17 protein-coding genes are annotated in these 21,094 nt (G+C 66.3%); 7 read left to right on the top strand and 10 right to left on the bottom strand.

Going from position 1 to position 21,094, the window contains the following annotated elements:
- Nucleotides 1-44: 44 nt before the first annotated feature.
- Both acs and MJ605_RS07200 read left to right on the top strand, forming a co-directional pair.
- Nucleotides 45-1,985, top strand: coding sequence for an acetate--CoA ligase (acs, locus tag MJ605_RS07205; RefSeq protein ID WP_243040614.1), 1,941 nt, complete (start codon nucleotides 45-47; stop codon nucleotides 1,983-1,985).
- Nucleotides 1,986-2,135: 150 nt separating this feature from the next.
- Nucleotides 2,136-2,807 (top strand): response regulator transcription factor, encoded by a 672-nt coding sequence (locus MJ605_RS07200; RefSeq protein WP_243040613.1) that lies wholly within the window; start codon nucleotides 2,136-2,138, stop codon nucleotides 2,805-2,807.
- A gap of 36 nt (nucleotides 2,808-2,843) precedes the next feature.
- Here the strand turns inward: MJ605_RS07200 and MJ605_RS07195 are convergent, their stop codons facing one another.
- Nucleotides 2,844-6,311 carry a hybrid sensor histidine kinase/response regulator gene (locus MJ605_RS07195; protein ID WP_243040609.1) on the bottom strand — a complete coding sequence of 1,156 codons (3,468 nt, stop codon included), beginning with the start codon at nucleotides 6,309-6,311 and terminating at the stop codon, nucleotides 2,844-2,846.
- 94 nt (nucleotides 6,312-6,405) lie between these two features.
- Here MJ605_RS07195 and MJ605_RS07190 point away from each other — a divergent pair, with 94 nt between their 5' ends.
- Together MJ605_RS07190 and MJ605_RS07185 are read left to right on the top strand one after the other, a co-directional pair.
- Complete coding sequence (locus MJ605_RS07190) at nucleotides 6,406-7,050, top strand: 4'-phosphopantetheinyl transferase family protein (protein WP_243040607.1); 645 nt, start codon at nucleotides 6,406-6,408, stop codon at nucleotides 7,048-7,050.
- Between the two features lie 72 nt (nucleotides 7,051-7,122).
- Nucleotides 7,123-7,866 (top strand): pyridoxine 5'-phosphate synthase, encoded by a 744-nt coding sequence (locus tag MJ605_RS07185; protein ID WP_243040596.1) that lies wholly within the window; start codon nucleotides 7,123-7,125, stop codon nucleotides 7,864-7,866.
- Between the two features lie 192 nt (nucleotides 7,867-8,058).
- Here the strand turns inward: MJ605_RS07185 and MJ605_RS07180 are convergent, their stop codons facing one another.
- The 9 genes from MJ605_RS07180 to dnaA all read right to left on the bottom strand — a co-directional run bounded on the left by MJ605_RS07180 (nucleotide 8,059) and on the right by dnaA (nucleotide 18,552).
- Nucleotides 8,059-8,475: an ExbD/TolR family protein gene (locus MJ605_RS07180; protein ID WP_243040594.1), complete on the bottom strand. Its 417-nt coding sequence runs from the start codon at nucleotides 8,473-8,475 to the stop codon at nucleotides 8,059-8,061.
- A gap of 5 nt (nucleotides 8,476-8,480) precedes the next feature.
- The gene (locus MJ605_RS07175) at nucleotides 8,481-8,894 is read right to left on the bottom strand and encodes an ExbD/TolR family protein (protein ID WP_243040593.1); all 414 of its coding nucleotides are present in this window, start codon (nucleotides 8,892-8,894) and stop codon (nucleotides 8,481-8,483) included.
- Between the two features lie 11 nt (nucleotides 8,895-8,905).
- Nucleotides 8,906-9,652, bottom strand: a complete 747-nt coding sequence (locus tag MJ605_RS07170) for a MotA/TolQ/ExbB proton channel family protein (protein ID WP_243040591.1) — start codon at nucleotides 9,650-9,652, stop codon at nucleotides 8,906-8,908.
- 53 nt (nucleotides 9,653-9,705) lie between these two features.
- Nucleotides 9,706-10,365 (bottom strand): energy transducer TonB, encoded by a 660-nt coding sequence (locus MJ605_RS07165; RefSeq protein ID WP_243040589.1) that lies wholly within the window; start codon nucleotides 10,363-10,365, stop codon nucleotides 9,706-9,708.
- Nucleotides 10,366-10,567: 202 nt separating this feature from the next.
- Nucleotides 10,568-11,857, bottom strand: a complete 1,290-nt coding sequence (locus MJ605_RS07160; RefSeq protein WP_243040588.1) for a tetratricopeptide repeat protein — start codon at nucleotides 11,855-11,857, stop codon at nucleotides 10,568-10,570.
- Between the two features lie 316 nt (nucleotides 11,858-12,173).
- Nucleotides 12,174-14,591 carry a DNA topoisomerase (ATP-hydrolyzing) subunit B gene (gyrB, locus tag MJ605_RS07155; RefSeq protein ID WP_243040586.1) on the bottom strand — a complete coding sequence of 806 codons (2,418 nt, stop codon included), beginning with the start codon at nucleotides 14,589-14,591 and terminating at the stop codon, nucleotides 12,174-12,176.
- A gap of 77 nt (nucleotides 14,592-14,668) precedes the next feature.
- Complete coding sequence (gene recF / locus MJ605_RS07150; protein ID WP_243040583.1) at nucleotides 14,669-15,748, bottom strand: DNA replication/repair protein RecF; 1,080 nt, start codon at nucleotides 15,746-15,748, stop codon at nucleotides 14,669-14,671.
- Nucleotides 15,749-15,844: 96 nt separating this feature from the next.
- Nucleotides 15,845-16,945: a DNA polymerase III subunit beta gene (gene dnaN, locus MJ605_RS07145; protein WP_243040579.1), complete on the bottom strand. Its 1,101-nt coding sequence runs from the start codon at nucleotides 16,943-16,945 to the stop codon at nucleotides 15,845-15,847.
- 251 nt (nucleotides 16,946-17,196) lie between these two features.
- A complete protein-coding gene (gene dnaA, locus MJ605_RS07140; RefSeq protein ID WP_243040566.1) occupies nucleotides 17,197-18,552 on the bottom strand; it encodes a chromosomal replication initiator protein DnaA in 1,356 nt (451 codons plus the stop codon).
- 215 nt (nucleotides 18,553-18,767) lie between these two features.
- On the opposite strand from dnaA, the gene rpmH reads away from it, so the two are divergent.
- The 3 genes from rpmH to yidC are packed head-to-tail and all read left to right on the top strand — an operon-like array spanning nucleotide 18,768 to nucleotide 21,064.
- Nucleotides 18,768-18,905 (top strand): 50S ribosomal protein L34, encoded by a 138-nt coding sequence (rpmH, locus tag MJ605_RS07135; RefSeq protein WP_038622724.1) that lies wholly within the window; start codon nucleotides 18,768-18,770, stop codon nucleotides 18,903-18,905.
- 13 nt (nucleotides 18,906-18,918) lie between these two features.
- Nucleotides 18,919-19,317 carry a ribonuclease P protein component gene (gene rnpA, locus MJ605_RS07130; protein WP_243040564.1) on the top strand — a complete coding sequence of 133 codons (399 nt, stop codon included), beginning with the start codon at nucleotides 18,919-18,921 and terminating at the stop codon, nucleotides 19,315-19,317.
- 58 nt (nucleotides 19,318-19,375) lie between these two features.
- Nucleotides 19,376-21,064 carry a membrane protein insertase YidC gene (gene yidC, locus MJ605_RS07125; RefSeq protein WP_243040562.1) on the top strand — a complete coding sequence of 563 codons (1,689 nt, stop codon included), beginning with the start codon at nucleotides 19,376-19,378 and terminating at the stop codon, nucleotides 21,062-21,064.
- The last annotated feature ends 30 nt before the right edge of the window (nucleotides 21,065-21,094 follow it).

Raw genomic sequence — 21,094 nt, 5'->3', positions numbered from 1 at the left:
CATGCATAAAGGAGGCCGGTCGGTCCGGCCGCAGGAGCCCCACGATGACCAAGCTCTACCCCGTCAAGCCCGAGTTCGCCGCCAAGGCCCGCATCCGCAAGGACGACTACGAGCGGCTCTACGCCGAATCGGTGCGGGACCCGGAGGGCTTCTGGGGCAAGGTGGGCGAGCGGCTGGACTGGGCCAAGGCGCCGACCCGGATCAAGAACGTCTCCTACGATCCCAACAACCTGCACATCCGCTGGTACGAGGACGGCGAGCTGAACGTCTCGGCCAACTGCCTGGACCGCCACCTGGCTACGCGCGGCGACAAGACGGCGATCATCTTCGAGGGCGACGACCCGAACGAATCGCGCCATATCAGCTACAGGGAACTGCATCAGGAAGTGTGCAAGTTCGCCAACACGCTCAAGCACCTGGGCGTGGAGAAAGGCGACCGCGTGGCGATCTACCTGCCGATGATCCCCGAGGCGGCGGTGGCCATGCTGGCCTGCGCGCGCATCGGCGCGATCCACTCGGTGGTGTTCGGCGGTTTCTCGCCGGATTCGCTGGCCGGCCGCATCGCCGACTCCACCTGCAAGGTGGTGGTCACCGCCGACGAAGGCCTGCGCGGCGGCAAGAAGATCCCGCTAAAGTCCAACGTGGACGCCGCGCTGGAACGCCCCGGCACCCAGAGCGTGGAGACCGTGATCGTAGTGCGCCGTACCGGCAGCGCCGTGCCGATGCAGTCGCCGCGCGACCGCTACTACCACACGCTGATGGAGGGCCAGTCGGCCGACTGCCCGCCGACGCCGGTGGAAGCCGAGCATCCGCTGTTCATCCTCTACACCTCCGGTTCCACCGGCAAGCCCAAGGGCGTGCTGCATACCTCCGGCGGCTATCTGGTCTATGCCAGCTACACGCACGAACTGGTGTTCGACCTGCGCGAGGACGACGTGTACTGGTGCACCGCCGACGTGGGCTGGGTCACCGGCCACAGCTACGTGGTGTACGGCCCGCTGGCCAACGGCGCCACCACGGTGATGTTCGACGGCGTGCCCAACTATCCCGACACCAGCCGTTTCTGGAACGTGGTGGACAAGCACCAGGTCACCCTGTTCTACACCGCGCCCACCGCCATCCGCGCGTTGATGCGCGAGGGCGAGGCGCCGGTGAAGAAGGCCTCGCGCGCCAGCCTGCGCCTGCTCGGCTCGGTGGGCGAGCCGATCAACCCGGAGGCCTGGGAGTGGTACTACCGCGTGGTCGGCGACGAGCGCTGCCCGATCGTGGATACCTGGTGGCAGACCGAGACCGGCGGCATCCTGATCACCCCGCTGCCCGGCGCCACCGACGAGAAGCCCGGCTCGGCCACCAAGCCGTTCTTCGGCATCGTGCCGGCCGTGGTCGATGCCGGCGGCACCGTGCTGGAAGGCGCGACCGAGGGCAACCTGGTGATCGCCGATTCCTGGCCAGGCCAGATGCGCACCGTGTATGGCGATCACCAGCGCTTCATCGATACCTATTTCACCGCCTATCCCGGCAACTACTTCACTGGCGACGGCGTGCGCCGCGACGAGGACGGCTACTACTGGATCACCGGCCGCGTCGACGACGTCATCAACGTGAGCGGCCACCGCATCGGCACCGCCGAGGTGGAGAGCGCCCTGGTGGCGCACCCGAAGGTGGCCGAGGCCGCGGTGGTCGGCTGCCCGCACGAGATCAAGGGCCAGGGCATCTACGCCTACGTCACCCTGATCGCCGGCGAGGTGGGCACCGACGAGCTGCGCAAGGAACTGGTCGCCTGGGTGCGCAAGGAGATCGGCCCGATCGCCACGCCGGACTACCTGCAGTGGGCGCCGGGCCTGCCCAAGACCCGCTCGGGCAAGATCATGCGCCGCATCCTGCGCAAGATCGGCGAGAACCAGCCCGACCAGCTGGGCGACATCTCCACCCTGGCCGACCCGGGTGTGGTGAAGAACCTGGTGGACGAGCGACTGATCAAGTGAGCCACACTGTAGGAGCGCACCCTGTGCGCGACCGCGGAGCTACGGCGTCGACCCAATAACCGGTTTTCGCGAGATCGACTGATACTGCGTCACCGCTCCGTCGGCTTTTCGCGCACAGGGTGCGCTCCTACATGAAAACCATGAACCGCCATGCCTGACGTCTTGATCGCCGACGACCATCCGCTGTTCCGCGACGCGCTGCAACGCGCCGTGGTCGCGGCGCTGCCCGACGCCAGCGTGCATTGCGCCGACAGCGTGTACAGCCTGCTCGGCCTGATCGAGCAGTACCCCGACGCCGAGCTGCTGCTGCTGGACCTGCACATGCCCGGCGCGCGCGGCTATTCGGCGCTGGCGCATATCCGCGGGCAGTTTCCGGGATTGCCGACCATCGTGGTGTCCGGCCATGAGGACGCGCAGGTGGCGCGACGCGCGCTGGCGCATGGCGCCTCGGCCTATATCCCCAAGTCCACGCCCGGCGAGGACATCATCACGGCGATCCGCCGCGTGCTCGACGGCGACGTCTGGCTACCGCACCAGCTGGTGGGCGGCGGCATGGAGCTGAAGCCCGACGAGGCCGCCGTCGCCGACCGCGTGGCCACGCTCACGCCGCAGCAATTCCGCGTGCTGACCATGATCGCCGAAGGCCTGCTCAACAAGCAGATCGCCTACGACCTGGGCGTCTCCGAGGCCACGGTGAAGGCCCACATGACCGCCATCATGCGCAAGCTCGGCGTGAACAACCGCACCCAGGTCGCCCTTGCCGCCAGCCACCTCGCGATCGACCAGGAAGCGCTGCCGTCGCTGCCGGACGACGACGAATAAGCCTCACGCCGGCCCGACCGGCCTCGACGCCATGGGCTAGGCCGTCGCCTGGCGCCTCACCAGCGCGCTCAGCAGGGCGCGCAGCGCCGCCGGCCTCACCGGCTTGTGCAGCAGGGGATAACCCAGCACCCGCGCGCGCTGCTTCAACTCACTGCTGCCGTCGGCGGTAATCATCGCCACCGGCGGCAGTTCGCCCACCTCGGCGCGCAACTGCTGCAGGGCCTGCAAGCCGTCCATGTCCTCGCCCAGGTGGTAATCGGCCAGGATCAGGTCGATGCGGCCGCGCCGCAGTTCCTGCTGCGCCTGTGCCACGTCGAGCGCGGTGCGGCAATCGACGCCCCAGCGCTGCAGCAAGGCGCGCATGCCATCCAGGATCGAGGGATCGTTGTCCAGGCACAGCACGGTCAACGGCAGCTGCTCGTTGGAGATCGGATGGACGACGGCGCGGCGGCGCGGGACGGCGCTTTCCACCCTCGGCACGCGCACCGCGAAGCGGCTGCCGCGGCCCTCGCGCGACACCAGTTCCAGCGGGTGCTGCAGGATACCGGCGATGCGCTCGCAGATCGACAAGCCCAGCCCCAGCCCTTTCTCGCCCCAGGGCGAGGGGCGGTCGAGGCGCTGGAACTCGCCGAAGATGCGCGCGCGCTGCTCGTCGGCGATGCCCGGCCCGGTATCCCACACTTCGATGCGCACCTCGCCGCCCATGCGGCGGGCGCCCAGCAGGATGCCGCCGGAACGCGTATAGCGCAGCGCGTTGGAGATGAAGTTCTGCAGGATGCGCCGCAGCAGCTGCGGATCGCTGCGCACCGCCAGCCGGGTGGACACCACGCGCAGGCGCAGGCCGCGCTGTTCGGCGATCACCGCGAACTGCGCCTTGAGCGAATCGAACAGGTCCGCCAGGGCGAGGTTGCCAATGTCGGCGCGGTAGCTGCCCGCGTCCAGGCGCGAGGTATCCAACAAGGCATCCAGCAGGTCTTCCGCCGCGCGGAAGGACGCGTCGATGCGCTCGGCCAGCTGGCTGGCCTCGCCATCGAGCCCGGGATGCTGGCGCAATGCCGCGGTGAACAGGCGCGCCGCATTCAAGGGTTGCAGCAGGTCGTGGCTGGCCGCGGCAAGGAAGCGGGTCTTGGAGGCATTGGCCATCTCCGCCTCGCGCCGGGCGTGCGCGGTAGCATTGAGCGCCTCGCTCAGCTCGGCGGTGCGCTGCTCGACGCGCTGCTCCAGGTTCTCGTTCGCCTCTATCAGCGCCTGCTCGGCATGCTTGTACGCAGTGACGTCGGTGTACGTGGTGACGTAGCCGCCGCCGGGCAGCGCGCGGCCACGCATCTCGATCACCGAGCCGTCGGGACGGATGCGCTGGAACAGGTGCGGCGAGCCGGCGCGCATATGGCCGATGCGCTTGGCCACGTGGGCCTCCACCTCGCCGGGGCCGCACTCGCCATGCTCGGCGTTCCAGCGGATCAGGTCCGCCACCGGCACGCCCACGTAGACCATGCCGTCGGGATAGTCGAACAGTTCCAGGTAGCGGCGGTTCCACGCCACCAGCCGCATGCTGGCATCGACCACGCTGATGCCCTGCGAGACGTTCTCCAGCGTGGTGGACAGCAGCTCGCGGTTGAAGCGCAGTTCCTGCGAGGCCTCGTCCATCAGCGCCATCGCCTCGGCGATATCCAGCCCCGAGCCGGACAGCGCGCCCATCAGGATGCGCCGCGCGCTGGCCGCGCCCACCGCCGAGGCCAGCAGGCGCTCGGTGTACTGGATCAGCGCGCGGTCGGCGGCCTCGCCCGGCTGCAGCGGCTTGCCGCGTCGCTCGGCGTATTCGTCGAAGGCGCGCTGGCTGGTGCGCTCGCCCACGATGCGTTCGGCGATGGTGCGCAAGTCCGCCACCGCCACCCGGCCTCGCCAGTTGCCCGCGCCGCGGCTATCGATCGCATACGGGTCGATGAACATCGCCGCGTGCAGCCGTTCCTCCAGGTTGGGACGCCAGCGCAGCGAGACGAAGATCAGGCAGGACACGTTGGCCAGCAGCGACCAGAACGTGCCGTGCATCACCGGATCCCAGCCGCTCAGGTGGAACAGCGCCTGCGGCTGCAGCCAGCCCAGTCCCATCGGTCCCGTATCCAGCCAGTCCGCGTCGCGGTGCATCGCCGGCAGCAGCAGTGTATAGGCCCACACGCCGAAGCCCGCGGCCAGGCCGATCGCCACACCCTTGCGGCTGGCGCCGCGCCAGTACAGCGCCGCCACGATGCCCGGCGCGAACTGCGCCACCGCCGCGAAGGCCAGCAGGCCGGTGGCGGCGAGGTTGGTGGTGTCGGCCACGATGCGGTAGTACGCGTAGGCCATCGCCGCCAGCGCGATGATTGCGATGCGCCGCACCAGCAGCACCAGCTGCGACAGGTCCGCGCGCTGTTCGAGCCGCAGCCGGCGGATGCGCAGCAGCATCGGCATCACCAGGTCGTTGCTGATCATGGTCGACAGGGCTACCGAGGCCACGATCACCATGCCGGTCGCCGCCGAGAAGCCGCCGATGAAAGCCAGCAGGGCCATGCCGCGGTCGCCATGCGCCATCGGCAGGGTCAGCACCCAGGCATCCTGGTTGCCCATGCGCACCTGCGGCATGTTCAGGCCCGCCGCCACGATGGGCACCACCACCACGCACACGATCACCATGTACGCCGGGAACAGCCAGCGGGCGTGGCGGAGATCCCGCGGATCCTCGCATTCCACCACGCCGATCTGGAATTGCCGCGGCAGGCAGAACATCGCGCAGAACGCCAGCAAGGTCTGCGCCAGGAATCCCGGCGACACGCCCTCGGAGAGCTGCTGCAGCGGCAATTGCAAGGTCGCCTGCAGGCCGGGGCCGCGCCATAGCGCATAACCGGCCAGCGCGACGAACACGAACAGCTTGATCAGCGACTCCACCGCGATCGCCAGCATCATGCCGTGATGATGCTCGGTCGCGTCGATGGTACGCGTGCCGAACAGGATGGCGAAGGTCGCCAGCAGGATCGCGCACCACAGGGCGCTGTCGCCGAACTGGTTGGCCCCCGGCGCGCCGAAGCCGCCGAGCACCGCGTAGGACATCGCCACCGCCTTGAATTGCAGCGCCAGGTAGGGCACCACGGCGATCACCGCGATGACCGCCACCAGGGCGGCCAGCGCATGCGACTTGCCGAAACGGGCGCCGATGAAGTCGGCGATCGAGGTGATGTTGCGCTGGCGCGCCACCAGCACCAGCCGGCGCAGCAGGCCGAAGCCGAACACGAACAGCACGATGGGACCGAGGTAGATCGGCAGGTATTCCAGGCCGTTGCGCGCCGCGGTGCCGACCGCGCCATAGAAGGTCCACGACGAGCAGTACACCGCCAGGGCCAGGCTGTACACCAGCGGGCGCAGTCGCGGCTGGCGCGGATACAGCGGCCGGCGGTCGCCCACGTAGGCCACCACGAACAGCAGGCCCACGTACAGCAAGGAAACCAGCAACAGCAGCCATCCGGCGATCACGATCGGTCCTCCGTGCGGGACTCATGGCCGCACCGCGCGCGAAGCCCGGGCGCCGCGCTTGTCAGGGTCGCCACGCAGCCGGCAACATGGGCGGATGATGACGACGGACGGCCAGACGCCAGCGAAAGTAGCAGAGCGGCTGAGCGATGACGAGATACACGTCTGGCGGCTGGCCTACGACCATCGCCAAGGCCGCGCGCCGCTGCTGGCCATGCTGGGTGCCTACCTGGGCCTGCCGGCAGGCCAGGTTCGCCTGGTGGAGTCCGCCCATGGCCGACCGGAACTGGCCGGCGGCCAGCATGGCCGTCTCGCCTTCAACTGGTCGCACAGCCACGACCAGGCGCTGATCGCGCTCGCCCGCGGCGTCCTTCCCGGCATCGACCTGGAACGTCTGCGGCCGCATCCGAAGGCCCTGACCATCGCCCAGCGCTATTTCAGCCCGGACGAGGCGACCCGGCTCGAGGCACTGCCCGGCCCGCAGCGCGATCGCGCCTTCCTTGAGCTATGGACCGCCAAGGAAGCCGTGCTCAAGGCACTGGGGCGCGGGCTGGCGTTCGGGTTGCACAGGCTCAGCATCGCCGGTTCGCCCGACTTGCCGGTGCTCGGTCGGCTGGAAGGGCATGTGGCGGAGCAATGGCAGCTGCATCGCCTGCCGCTGGACGATGCCCACGTCGGTACGCTGGCGTGGCATGGCGAGCCGCGGCGCGTCCGGCTATGGACACTTGCCGGCGCCGGGTGATCGGCGCACTGTTTGCCCCCCGCCGCCGCCATGGCGCCGGATGTTGCCCCGTTCGCGAGTATCACTTCCGCCATGACCCTGCTCAGCGTCAACCTCAACAAGATCGCCGTGTTGCGCAATTCGCGCGGCGGCGACGAGCCCGACATACTGCGCGCCGCGCATACCTGCATCGATGCCGGCTGCGGTGGCATCACCGTGCACCCGCGGCCCGACCAGCGGCATGTTCGTCCCGGCGACGTGCGTGCGCTGGCAACCCTGCTGCGCGGGCGCGTGGAATACAACATCGAAGGCAATCCGTTCGCCCCGCCGCGCGGCGAGTACCCCGGATTGATCGCACTGGCGCGCGAGGTTCGCCCCACCCAGGTCACCCTGGTGCCCGACAGCGACGGGCAGATCACCTCCGACCATGGCTTCGACCTGGCGCGTGACATCGACCTGCTGCGCCCCATCGTCGCCGAGCTGCGCGATCTCGGCTGCCGGGTGAGCGTGTTCGTCGATGCGGGCGCCAGCGGCTTCGAATCGGTGGCGGCCATCGGCGTGCAGCGTATCGAGATCTATACCGGGCCCTACGCGCATGCCTTCGCCGAAGGCCGTGTTCAAGAAGAGCTGGAACGTTGCGCGGACACCGCGCGGCGTGCGCAACACGCGGGACTGGCCGTGAATGCCGGCCACGACCTCAGCCAGGCCAACCTCGGCACCTTCAAGGCCGCCATTCCGGGACTGGCCGAGGTGTCCATCGGGCACGCGCTGATCGGCGAGGCGCTGTACGAGGGGCTTGCGGCCACGGTGCGGAATTACCTGCAGATCCTGCGCTGAGGCGAGTCCGGGCGTCGCGCACAGGGTGCGCTCCCACAAACATGCCGCCACCTTTCGGGAGCGCACCCTGTGCGCGACGCCATCCTGCCTGGACGTTTAGACGTCCATCCACTGACCCACCGAATCCCCAAAAAAAGAACCCCCGCACAAGGCGGGGGTCCATAGGGTAGTGTTACTGCGTTTACAGCGAAATCACTGACCTTCGGTGAAGCCGATCTTGGTCAGGCCGTAGCTCTTGGCATCGGACAGCACGCGGGCGACGTGCTCGTAGGCCACGCCATCGTCCGCATTGATCTGCACTTCCGGCTGCTTGGCCGGATCGCCCAGGCCACCGATCACCGCCAGCTGCGCCTTCAGGCCCAGCTCGTCCACCGGGGTATCGTTCCAGTACAGCGCGCCGGACTGGTCGATCTTCAGGCGGATGGGTTCCGGCGGATTCTCCGGCTGGACCACATTCGGGTTGGGCTGCGGCAGGTCGATCTTCACTTTGTGGGTAAGCATCGGTGCCGTGATCATGAAGATGATCAGCAGCACCAGCATCACGTCGACCAGCGGCGTGACGTTGATGTCGGCCATCGGGCCGCTACCACTTCCAGAACTGAACGCCATGTCTCTTACTCCTTGCCGGTCGTGATGAAACCGACATGGACCATGCCTTGTTCCTTGGCGTCGGCCAGGATCTTCTTCACGACCTTGTATTCCGTGGTCTTGTCCGCACGGAGCTGCAGCTCCGGCTGCGGGGCCTTGGCCGCCGCAACCGCAAACTGGGCCTTCAATTCAGCTTCGGTGACTTCGATGTCGTTGAGGTACATCGTGCCATCGGGCTTCACGGCCAGGTCCATCGGCTCCACCGGCTCCGTATCCGAAACCTTCGGATTGGCAGTCGGCAGTTCCACCGTGATTCGATGGGACATCAGCGGCGCCGTGATCATGAAGATGATCAGCAGCACCAGCATCACGTCGACCAGCGGCGTGACGTTGATCTCCGACATCGGACCGCCGGCATTGCCTCCAGTGGTCATTGCCATGGGTCAGATCCTCACTTGCCTTCGACGCGGGCGCCGGTGGCGAAGAAGTCGTGCAGGTCGTGCGCGAACTCGTCGAACTGAGCGTAGGTCAGGCGGTTGGAGCGGTTGAAGAAGTTGTAGGCGAGCACGGCCGGGATGGCGGTGAACAGACCGAAGGCGGTCATGATCAGCGCTTCGCCCACCGGACCGGCCACCGCTTCCATCGAGGCGTTGCCCGACGCGGAGATCTTGATCAGCGCGTGGTAGATGCCCCACACGGTACCGAGCAGACCGATGAACGGCGCCGACGAACCGACCGTGGCGAGCAGGGTCAGGCCGCCTTCCAGGCGCAGGCTCTCGCGAGCGACGGCCTGGCGCAGGGCGCGGTCGATGAACTCGGAACGGCTCAGCGACTCGGCGAGGCGACCCGTGCCGGCCGAGGCCTGCTGGTGGTGCGCGACGGCCGAGGCGGCGTCGAGGGCGATCTTCGAGAACGGTTCGCCCTTGGGCTGGGCTTCGAGTTCGCGAATGGCGTCCTGGGTGGAGCCATTGGACCAGAAGCCGTTGATGACCTTGTCGGCGCGACCGCGAACCATCGAGTTGCGGATCGCGTTGGCGACGATGAAGTACCAGGAGGAGAAGGACATCACCACCAGCACCACGAACACGATCCAGCCAAGGAAATCGAAGTTGTGGATGAGGTGGTCGAAGCCCATCGACTTCATGGCTTCGGCGTTGGTGGTACCGCCCGCGGGGGCCGGAGAAGTTTGCAGGAACATAACGCTACCCTTGGAAAGTCAAGCGTGAACTGATTGATTGACCGTAACCGCAGTTACAGCTGATTGAGATTGAAGTTAACCGGGACGCGGACATAGCCTTCCGTCTTTTGTCCGTTCCTGATGTTCGGATTGAAGCGCCACTTGCGCGCCGTTTCAATCGCAGCCTGGTCCAGCTCGCGGTAACCGCTGGACTGTTCCACCTTGATGTCCTTCGGCGAACCGTCCACACCCACCAGGATCATCAGCGTGACCGTGCCCTCGTGACGCTGGCGGATAGCCTGCGGCGGATACTTGGGCTGGATACGGCTGTTGTAGCTGATGTCCTGACTGGCGGTGATGTCCGCAGGCGGAGCCGGGGGAGCAGGCGGAGCCGGCGGCGGGGCCGGGATCGCATTGGTCGACGCTTCCTCGACGGCCGGCGGCGGAGCCGGCGGCGGCGGTGTCGGCGGCGGCTTGACCTGCTGGATGATCTTCGGCGGCGGCTGCTTCGGCGGTTCCGGCGGCGGCGGCGGCGGCGGCGGCGGTGGCGGTGGCGGCTCGATGAAGTTCACCTGGACGGTGCGCTCCTTCTCCTTCTGCACCTGCTTCGGCGGTGCCATGGGCGCCACCAGCAACAGGAACGCGAACGCATGCAGCGCGATGGCTACGGCCAGCGCCCAGGTACGCCTCCAATTGAACGGCCCTTGGCCGGTTGCTTCGTTACTTGAGGCCATCTGTCACTATCTGGAGCTAATCAATCGGTGAGCCGTGGTCACGGCACCCGGTGGCAATATCGATCCAAAAGGGGATGACGATTGCCACTGGACGAGAGCACGGAAAGGTTTCAACGGTACAACAGCACATGGCATTTGTATAGCACCCGCGGGGCATTCATATGGACGTCTATCCGGCCCCGCGGCTGTTTACACGTTTGCCTTATTTGCCCGCTCCCTGCGCCTTCAACCAGGCCTTGGCCTTGTCGGAGGTTTCGGGGTCCTGTGCGGCCTTCTCCATGGCTGAGATCGTGCCCGCCTTGTCCTTCAGGCCACGGCACGCTTCGGCCAGCAACATATAAGCGGTGCCCTTGTGCTGCACGCCTTTGTCGATGCCCTGTTGGATGAGGCCCTTGGCCTCGCTGTACTTGTTGTCGGCGATCAGCAGCTGGCCGGCGCGGATGCTGGGCTCGCCATCCTTGGCCAGCGGGATGGCCTTGCGGTAGGCCTCCAGCGCCTTGGCGTTGTTGTCGGACATGAAGGAGGCCGCGCCGAGCAGCATGTAGTTCTCGGCCGTCGGCTGGATCACACCCTTGCCCAGGCCGTCGTCCAGCGTGGCGACCGCCTTGGTGGCCGGACCCTTCTCATCGCCGCTGTTCTGGCCGGTGACCAGGTAGAGCTTGGCAAGGTTGACGTAGTCCTTCTCGGTCTTGAGCTGGCCATTGGCCTTGGCCTTCTCCATCAGCGCGATGGCCTCGGGATACTTCTGCGCCTGCATCAGCACCGCCACGGCATTGTTCAGCGCGTTCGGATCGTTCGGGTTGGCGGCCAGCTGCTGCTGGGCCACCTGCGCGGCCTGGTCGCCCTGGCCGGATTCGGAGTAGCTGGCCATCAGGATCTGGTTCCAGCTGTCGTTCGGCTTGTCGGTCAGCGACTGCGCCTTCTTGATGGCGGCGATCGCTTCGGGATACTTCTCGAGGCGGTAGTAGGCGTTGCCTTCCAGCGCATAGGACTCGGCGGTTTCCTTGCGGCCTTCGGTGCGCCACTTCTCCACCGTGTCGATGGACGCCTGGTACTGCTCGTCGGCCAGGTAGAACTGGGCCAGCATGTACTCGAGCTGGAAATAGGTGTCGTTCGGCATCACGCCGATGTCGAGCGAGCGCTTGAGCAGGTCGATGGCGCCCTTCACGTCGCCGTCGTTGTAGTGCACGTTGGCCAGGCCCTGCAGGGCCAGCGCCTGGGCGTACTTGCTCTTGCTGTTGTCGACGATCGGCTGGAGCAGCTGGGTCGCCTTGTCCTTGTCCTGATTGTTGACCGCGTCGAGGCCTTCGTTGATGGCCTTCTGGTCCTTCTCGCTGGTCAGATCCAGCTTCGGTTCCGTGCGGGTGGCGTTGGGGTACAGCGCTTCCTTCTTGTCTTTGGAAGAGCTGCTGCCCGCGATGACCGGGGTGCTCACCACGGCCAGGGCCAGCGCCGTACCGGCAAGCATCTTGATCAAGGGAACACGCTTCATGGCAGTCCTCAGGTGTAAGGTTTTCACGCGCCGACGACGCGGGGGATCGCTGAGCGTAACCTGACTAGGCGGTAGATAACAAGTCGCAGCGCCACACGAAAGATTGTTAAGAATCAATGTGTTGAACCGTACGCCGGCGACTGGACATGATTTTCAAGCATGCAGGCCGGACCTACCGTGACTTTTTGCCCTGGAAAACGCGCTCTTCCGGCCTTGGCTTCGCGCATTAGCGCACTAATACATTGTTACATGCGGGCAAAACTATGGGACGGTGTGACGGCCATCCCACAGCGGCCGCCAACGCCGTCCCATGGATTCAGATATCCAGGTTGGCCACCTTCAGCGCGTTCGCCTCGATGAAGTCGCGCCGCGGCTCCACCGCTTCGCCCATCAGCATGGAGAACATCTGGTCGGCGGCAAAGGCATCCTCGATGCCCACCTGGAGCATGCGGCGGGTCTCGGGGTTCACCGTGGTTTCCCACAGCTGCTCCGGATTCATTTCGCCCAGGCCCTTGAAGCGCTGGATCATGCGCCCCTTCTTGCCCTCCTCCAGCAGCCAGCTGCGCGCCTCGGCGAAGCTCTGCACGCCGCGCGAGCCATTGCCGCGACGGACCACGGCATCGGGCTGCACCAGCCCGGACAGTTGCTGGCTGACCTGCAGGATCGGACGGAACTCGTTGCTGGCGAAGAACGGCTGCGGCAACAGCCAGGTATGGCTGAGGCCGTGCTGTTCCTTCACCACTTCGATCGCGGCCGGCTGCTGCTCGTCGACCGCCGGGCGCAAGGCCAGGCGGTAGCGCGGCTTGCCCAGGCCGCTGGCCGCCAGGCGTGCTTCCACGCCGGCCAGCCAGCCCTGCATGGCGGCGGGGTCGTTCCACAGCGCCGGTTCCAGCGGGGCATGCTCCAGCAGCGCGGTGAGCACGGCGGCGTCGAAGCGGTGGCCGAGGCGCTCGATCTGGTCCAGCGCGGCCTGGTAGTCGCGCAGCAGCTTTTCCAGCCCCTCGCCGGTGATCACCGGGGCGCCCTCGCCAGGGCTCAGCCCGGCGCCGTCGACCGCGCTGGACACCAGGTAGCCGTTGAGCGCCGCGTCATCCTTCAGGTACAGCTCCTGCTTGCCTTGCTTGATCTTGTACAGCGGCGGCAGGCCAATGTAGACGTGGCCGCGCTCGATCAGCTCGGGCATCTGGCGATAGAAGAAGGTGAGCAGCAGGGTGCGGATGTGCGAGCCGTCCACGTCCGCGTCGGTCATGATGACGATGCGGTGGTAGCGCAGCTTGTCCGGGTTGTACTCCTCCTTGCCGATGCCGGTGCCCAGCGCGGTGATCAGCGTACCGACCTCGGCGGAGGACAGCATCTTGTCGAAGCGGGCCTTCTCCACGTTGAGGATCTTGCCCTTCAGCGGCAGCACGGCCTGGGTCTTGCGGTTGCGGCCCTGCTTGGCCGAGCCGCCGGCGGAGTCACCCTCGACCAGGAACAGCTCGCACAGCGCGGGATCCTTCTCCTGGCAGTCGGCCAGCTTGCCCGGCAGGCCGGCGATGTCCAGCGCGCCCTTGCGGCGGGTCATCTCACGGGCCTTGCGGGCGGCCTCGCGGGCACGCGCGGCGTCGACCACCTTGGAGGCGATCGCCTTGGCCTCGTTCGGGTGCTCCAGCAGGAATTCGCCTAGCTTTTCGTTGACGGCCTGCTCCACCGCGGTCTTCACCTCGGAGGAAACGAGCTTGTCCTTGGTCTGCGAGGAGAACTTCGGATCGGGCACCTTCACCGATAGCACCGCAATGAGACCTTCGCGCATGTCGTCGCCCGACAGCGCCACCTTGGCGTTCTTGGCCAGGCCTTCCTTCTCGATGTAGCCCTGCAGCGAGCGGGTCAGCGCCGCGCGGAAACCCGTGAGATGGGTACCGCCGTCGCGTTGCGGGATGTTGTTGGTGAAGCAGAACATCGTCTCCTGGTAGGAGTCGGTCCACTGCATCGCCAGTTCCACCGAGATGCCGTCCTGCATGGCGCTGAGGCTGATCACGTTCGGGTGCAGCGCGGTCTTCAGCTGCGCCAGGTGCTGCACGAACGACTTGATGCCGCCCTCGTAGGCAAAGCGGTCGCTGCGCCCTTCCCCGCGCTCGTCCTTCAGGTCGATGGTGACGCCGGAGTTGAGGAAGGCCAGCTCGCGCAGGCGCTTGGCCAGCACGTCGTAGTGGAATTCGACGTTGGAGAAGGTTTCCGTGCTGGGCAGGAAGCGCACGGTGGTACCGCGCCTGGCCGACGGCCCCACTTCCTTCAGCGGGTACAGCGGTTCGCCCAGCGCGTATTCCTGCTGGTATTCCTTGCCGTCGCGGTAGATGGTCAACCATAGGTGCGAGCTGAGCGCGTTGACCACGGAAACGCCCACGCCATGCAGGCCGCCCGAGACCTTGTAGGAATTGGCGTCGAACTTGCCGCCGGCGTGCAGCACCGTCATCACCACCTCGGCGGTGGAGCGGCCTTCCTCCGGATGGGTATCGACCGGGATGCCACGCCCGTTGTCGCTGACGCTGACCGAGCCATCTTCCAGGATGCTGACGTTGACCTGGTCGCAATAGCCCGCCAGCGCTTCGTCGATGGAGTTGTCGACGACTTCGAACACCATGTGGTGCAGGCCAGTGCCGTCATCGGTATCGCCGATGTACATGCCGGGGCGCTTGCGCACCGCTTCCAGACCTTTCAGAACCTTGATGTTGCTCGAATCGTAGGATGCGTTCATTCGGTGACCGGTTCCTGGGCGCCAGGATCCGCCCGGTTCGGCGCCATGATGAGGCCGGGCGATACACAATTCGTTGATTATAGCAGGGGGTTGAGGCGCCCTTGTTCCACGTGGAACACATGGGTTGACGTGTCCCTCAAGGCTTCCGGCACTTCCGTGCCGGTGACCAGCACCTGCGCGCCGACCAAGCGCAACCGCGCCACGACGGCGGCTTGATGCGGCTTGTCCAGTTCGGAAGCCAGGTCGTCCAGGCAGACGATGGGCCACTCCCCTCGCCGTTCCGCATAGAGCGCCGCCTGGGCCAGTACGCAGCCCAGGGCCGTCAACTTCTCCTGCCCACGGGAGAGGTGTTCCCGCTGGGGCGCTTGTTCGAAGGCGATGGACCAGTCCGCGCGATGGGATCCTAGCGTGGTATGACCTCGGGAAAGATCTCGGGATCGCTGGCTGGCCAGCAGTTCGCCCAGCTCCGCATCGTCGGCCCATCCGCGCCTGTAGCGCAGTTCCAACGACCCAAGCTCTGGCAGCAACGCTGCCATTGTCTGTTCGATGTGGGGGCGAAGGGCAGCCATATAAAGTTGCCGTTGCCGGTCGATCGTGGTGGCGGCGGAAGCCAATTCGGCTTCCCAGGGCAGGAACTGGGCATCGGCCACCACGGGATAGGCTCGCAGCAAGGCGTTCCTTTGCTTCAGCGCGCGTTGGTAGCGCCGCCATGCCAGAAAGAACTCGTGTTCCACGTGGAACACGCCCCAGTCAAGGTAGCGGCGGCGCTCTTCCGCCCCACCCGCGATCAGCGCATGCGAGCCCGGCTCGAAGCAGACGACGGCGCACTCCCCCACCAGCTCGCTCAACGTGGCGGCCTGCCCATCCATGCGGGCTTCCCATCGACCGCCCTGGCGCCCCAGCCCGAGCCGGCGCGAGCGGCCGTCCTCGTGCCGCAGGCCGGCGAAGACCGAAAGCGCCGGGGCACCCCGTTGCAATAGGGCATCCTTGGCACCGCTGCGGAACGAACGTGCATGGGAAAGCAGGAAGGCGGCTTCGAGCAGGCTGGTCTTTCCCGCGCCATTGGCGCCAGTAAATACCGTCACGCCGGGCGACAAGGCCAGGCTGACATCCTCCAGGCAACGCAAGCCTTGGATGCGCAGGTGCTCCAGCCACACGTCAGGCGGCTCCAGACGCAAGAACGCCGGAGCGTCTTGCGATCACTCCGGCGTTCCCTATCGGCTTGCCCGGCTTCGGCAAACGCTTGTCCGACATCAGAGCCGCAGCGGCATGATGACGTGGCGAGCCTGGTCGTTGTCGTCCTCCTGTACCAGGCAGCTGGATTGGGCGTCGCGCAGGTTGAGCCGGGCGCGTTCGCCGCGCAGCGCGCCGAGCGCGTCGAGCAGATAGCCCACATTGAAGCCGACGGCCAGGTCGGAAACCACCGTATCGGCTTCCAGTTCTTCCACCGCTTCTTCCTGCTCCGGGTTGTGCGCCACGATGCGCAACTTGCCCGGCGACAGTTCCAGCTTGACGCCGCGGTACTTCTCGTTGGAAAGGATCGCCGCGCGCTGCAGGGCACCGCGCAACACTTCGCGATCCAGCGTGGCGTGCTTGTCGGCGCCTAGAGGAATCACCGCTTCGTAATCCGGGAAACGGCCATCGATCAGCTTGGAAGTGAACACTACGTCGCCACGGCGAACGCGCAGGTGGTTGCGCCCGAATTCCAGTTCGATCTGGCCATCGCCGGTCTCGAACAAGCCGATCAGCTCATTGACGCCCTTGCGCGGAATGATGATCTGGCGGCGCGCCGCCACCGTGCTTTCCAGCTGGGTTTCCTTCAAGGCCAGGCGATGGCCGTCGGTGGCCACGCAACGCAGCGTGTGCTCCTGCAGGTCCAGCAGCATGCCATTGAGGTAGTAGCGCACATCCTGGTTGGCCATGGCGAAGGCGGTGCGTTCCATCAGGTCGCGCAGCACTTCTTCCGGCAGGCTGACCCGTTCGACCAGCTCGATCTCATCGATGGTCGGGAACTCGGTTGCTGGCAGCGTGGCCAGGGTAAAGCGGCTGCGGCCCGCGTTGAGCGCCACGCGGTCGCCATTGAGCTTGAGCTCGATCTGCGCGCCATCGGGCAAGGCTCGCACGATATCGAACAGCTTGCGGGCCGGGATGGTTATCTCCCCGTCCGCCAGCTTGTCGGCCACGGTGGTCGCGACCATTTCCACTTCGAGGTCGGTGCCGGTCATCGACACTTTGCCGTCGGCGACCTTGACCAGCAGGTTGGCGAGCACCGGCAGCGTCTGGCGGCGTTCGACCACGCCCACGACCTGCTGCAACGGTTTGAGCAGAGCTTCTCGTTGAATGCTGAATTGCATGTATGCGCTTCCCCAATCCTGCTTTTCTGTTTTTAAAAGAAGTTCTGTGGTGGTGGTAGGCGTGGTGGATAACTTTTGAAACCAAAATTCCCCTTGAGAATCAAAGAGCTATGTGATTCCCGGGTTGTGTCTCAAAGCGCTGGATGACTGTGGGCCGGATGTGGATAACTTTGTCGTCCAGATAGTCCACCTATTATCCACAGCTTGCCACCGCACTTTTCAAGCATTTGGTGCACAGCCGGCGCCGCGGCTCAACCGGTAAGGATGCGGATCAATTGTTCCCAGTCCTGGCGCATCCGCGTGTCGGTCTCGCAAAGCTTCCGGATGGTGCGGCAGGCATGCAGCACCGTCGTATGGTCGCGGCCGCCGAAGGCTTCGCCGATCTCGGGCAGGCTGTGCTCGGTCAGTTCCTTGGACAAGGCCATTGCGATCTGGCGCGGCCGGGCCAGCGAGCGCACACGGCGCTTGGACAGCAGGTCCTGCAGGCGCACCTGGTAGTAGTCGGCCACCGTCTTCTGGATGTTGGGCACGGTCACCGCCTGGGCGTGCGTGGCCAGCAGGTCGCGCAGGGTTTCCTCCGCAAAGTCGATGGTGATCGGCTTGCCGTAGAAGTTGGCGCGCGCCGCCAGGGTATTGAGCGCGCCTTCCAGGTCGCGCACGTTGGAGCGGATGCGCTTGGCCAGCAGCATCGCCACGTTCTCCCCCACCGCCACGCCCTTGTCGTGCGCCTTGGCCAGCAGGATCGCCGCGCGCGTCTCGAAGTCCGGCGGCTCGATCGCCACCGACAGGCCCCAGCCCAGACGCGACTTCAGGCGTGGCTCGAGCTTGTCCACTTCCTTGGGGTAGCGATCGCAGGTGAGGATGATCTGCTGCTTGGACTCGAACAGTGCGTTGAAGGTGTGGAAGAACTCCTCCTGCGTGGTGTCCTTGCCGGCGAAGAACTGGATGTCGTCGATCAGCAGCGCGTCCACCGAGCGGAAGCGCCGCTTGAACTCGTCCATGCTCTTGGTACGCAGCGCCTCGATCATCGAGCCGACGAACTGCTCCGAGCGCAGGTACAGCACCTTGAAATCCGGGTTGCGCTCGCGCATCAGGTTGCCGGTGGCGTGCATCAGGTGGGTCTTGCCCAGGCCGGTGCCGCCGTACAGCAGCAACGGGTTGTAGGCGCGGCCCGGATTCATCGCCACCTGCATGGCGGCGGCCTTGCCCAGCTGGTTGGACTTGCCCTCGACGAAGGTCTCGAAGGTGTAGTGAGGGTCCAGGTTGTGGCTGAAGCTGGGCGCAGGGGCTTCCATCACGGCGGGTGCGGCCTTGGCGACCGCTGCCGGCGCCGGCGGGGCGGCCTTGCCGCTGGCATGGGCGCGCGGCGAGCTGGAGCCGACCTCCAGCCGCACCGTCAGCTCATGGCCGGTCAGCTGGCTGATCACCGTCTCGATGCGGGCCAGGTAGCGCTCGCGCACCATTTCCAGGGTGTACGGGTTGGGGGCGAACAACTGCAGGCCATGGGTGTCGTCGCGCGCCTGCAGCGGCATCAGCCAGGTATGCAGGTCTTCGGCGTTCAATTCGCCCTCGAGACGCTCCAGACAGCGCCGCCACAGGTCACTCATGGATACTTTTCAACCGCAGGAAGGAGCGCTTGCGCGCGGGGTGGACCGGAAAGTCTAGCAGCACGAAGCCCCCTTCATGGCATGGATATCCACATGGATATCCACAGGAAGTAAACAGCGGCCTTGTCAACCCTGAAACACCCCGATTTGACAGGGGGCTTTCCCCCTCTGCATAATCTCCAACCTTTTACCACCTTAACTATTAGGAGGAAGCCATGTCGAAGCGGACCTTCCAGCCCAGCAAGCTCAAGCGTGCCCGCACCCACGGCTTTCGTGCCCGCATGGCGACCGCCGATGGCCGCAAGGTGCTGAACGCACGTCGCGCCAAGGGCCGCAAGCGCCTGATCCCGTAAGCGGCGCGTCCCCATGCGTGCCGCCGGCCTGCCGCGCGAGACGCGGCTCCGCCGCGCCGGTGACTTCGCTGCTTTGCGTCATGCCAGCGGCCGCTTCGGCGGCCGCTGTTTTTCTGTGCGCTATCGCCCGAACGGGCTGGGCCATCCCCGGCTGGGCCTGGCCATCTCCAAGCGCGTGTCCAAGCACGCGGTGGAGCGCAACCGCATCAAGCGCCTGGTGCGCGAATCCTTCCGGCGGATCCGCCTGGAACTGCCCGCCGTGGACCTCATGGTCATGGCGCGCGAACAGACTGCCGGCCTGCCGGGCCCCGAGCTGCTGGCCGAACTCGACGGGTTGTGGAAAAAGCTGCGCTCCGTGAGGCTCGAGGCCACATTGAAGGCGGACGACCCGGCCGGCACAATCGTGCGTTGACCTTTTCCCACCCTCCTCCGCGGCCCTGCGTCGCGGCATCCACCGGATCTGCTCCGCGATGAATCAAACGCGTACGTTCCTCATCTTCGCCCTGCTGGCCGTGGCCTACCTGCTGTTCTCGGCCTGGGAGAAGGACTACGGTCCGCAGCCGCCGGCCACCGTGGCCTCGTCGTCGTCCGCCGCGACGCCAGCCATCGCCGACGCCAGCGTGCCAGGTAGCGCCGGCGCGCCGGCCGCGGTGCCGGGCACCGCCAACGAGGCGTCCGCGCAGCTGATTACCCTCGCCACCGACGTGCTGCGCCTGACCGTGGATACCCGCGGCGGCACCGTGGTGCGCTCGGAACTGCTCAACTACCCGTCGGCGCCGCGCACCAAGAAGGATCCGGACCCGGCGCCGGTGCGCCTGCTCGACGACGACCGCGCGCAGTATTTCGTGGCGCAGAGCGGCCTGGTCAGCAACCAGGGCGCCGCGCCCGACCATCGCGCGGTGTTCCAGGCCGCGCAGGGCAGCTACGCGCTGGCCCAGGGCCAGGACGAGCTCAAGGTCGACCTCACCTGGCAGGACGCCTCTGGGCTCAAGGTCACCAAGAGCTACGTGCTCAAGCGCGGCAGCTACGTGGTGGCCGTCGAGCAGAAGATCGAGAACGGCGGCGCCGGCGCCTGGCAGGGCAACGCCTACGAGCAGCTGCAGCGCGTGGCGCCGGCGCAGCAGAAGAGCTGGTGGCAGAACTTCAGCGACCCGGCCTCGCACAGCTTCTACGGCGCGGCCTGGTACAGCCCCGATGAAAAGATGTCCACGCTGCCCTTCGCCGACTTCGCCAAGAAGCCGCTCAACCACGCCATCACCGGCGGTTGGGCCTCGATGCTGCAGCACTACTTCTTCGTCGCCTGGATCCCGCAGGCGCAGGAAGCGGACACCTACAGCACCAGCGTGATCAATCCCGACACCGCGCAGCCGATCTACCTTATCCGCGCGGTCGGCCCCTCGCTGAGCGTGGCGCCGGGCCAGAGCCTCACCACCGCCTCGCGCCTCTACATCGGCCCGAAGCTGCAGGGCACGCTGGACCAGGTGGCGCCCGGCCTCGACCTCACCACCAACTACGGTTGGCTGACCGTGGTGGCGCAGCCGCTGCACTGGCTGCTCTCGCAGCTGCATGCGATCAGCGGCAACTGGGGCGTGGCCATCATCCTGCTGGTGCTGCTGCTCAAGGCGGTGCTGTGGAAGCTCACCGCCGCGCAGTTCCGCTCCGGCGCCAAGATGCGCAAGTTGCAGCCGCGCATCAACGCCCTCAAGGAGCGTTACGGCGACGACAAGATGAAGATGCAGCAGGCCATGATGGAGCTGTACAAGAAGGAGAAGGTCAACCCGATGTCGGGCTGCCTGCCGGTGCTGGTGACCATGCCGGTGTTCTTCGGCCTGTACCGCGTGCTGATGGAAAGCGTGGAGCTGCGCCATTCGCCGTTCTTCGGCTGGATCCACGACCTGTCCGCGCCCGACCCGTTCTTCGTGCTGCCGGTGCTGTACGTGCTGGTGATGCTGGCCACCCAATGGCTGTCGCCCTCGGCGGCGGGCATGGACCCGGCCCAGCAGAAGATGATGAAGGTGATGCCGGTGCTGTTCGGCGTGATGTTCTTCTTCTTCCCCGCCGGCCTGGTGCTGTACTGGGTGGTCAACGGCGCCACCAGCCTGGTGCAGCAGTGGCTGATTACCCGCAGCGTCGAGCGCGCGGACGCCAAGGCGGCTTGAGTGCCGGGCAAGGCTTCAAGAGGAAAAGGC

This window comes from Dyella sedimenti (assembly GCF_022760995.1).
GTDB classification, from domain to species: domain Bacteria; phylum Pseudomonadota; class Gammaproteobacteria; order Xanthomonadales; family Rhodanobacteraceae; genus Dyella; species Dyella sedimenti.
This window is presented reverse-complemented; position numbering and strand designations above follow the sequence as displayed.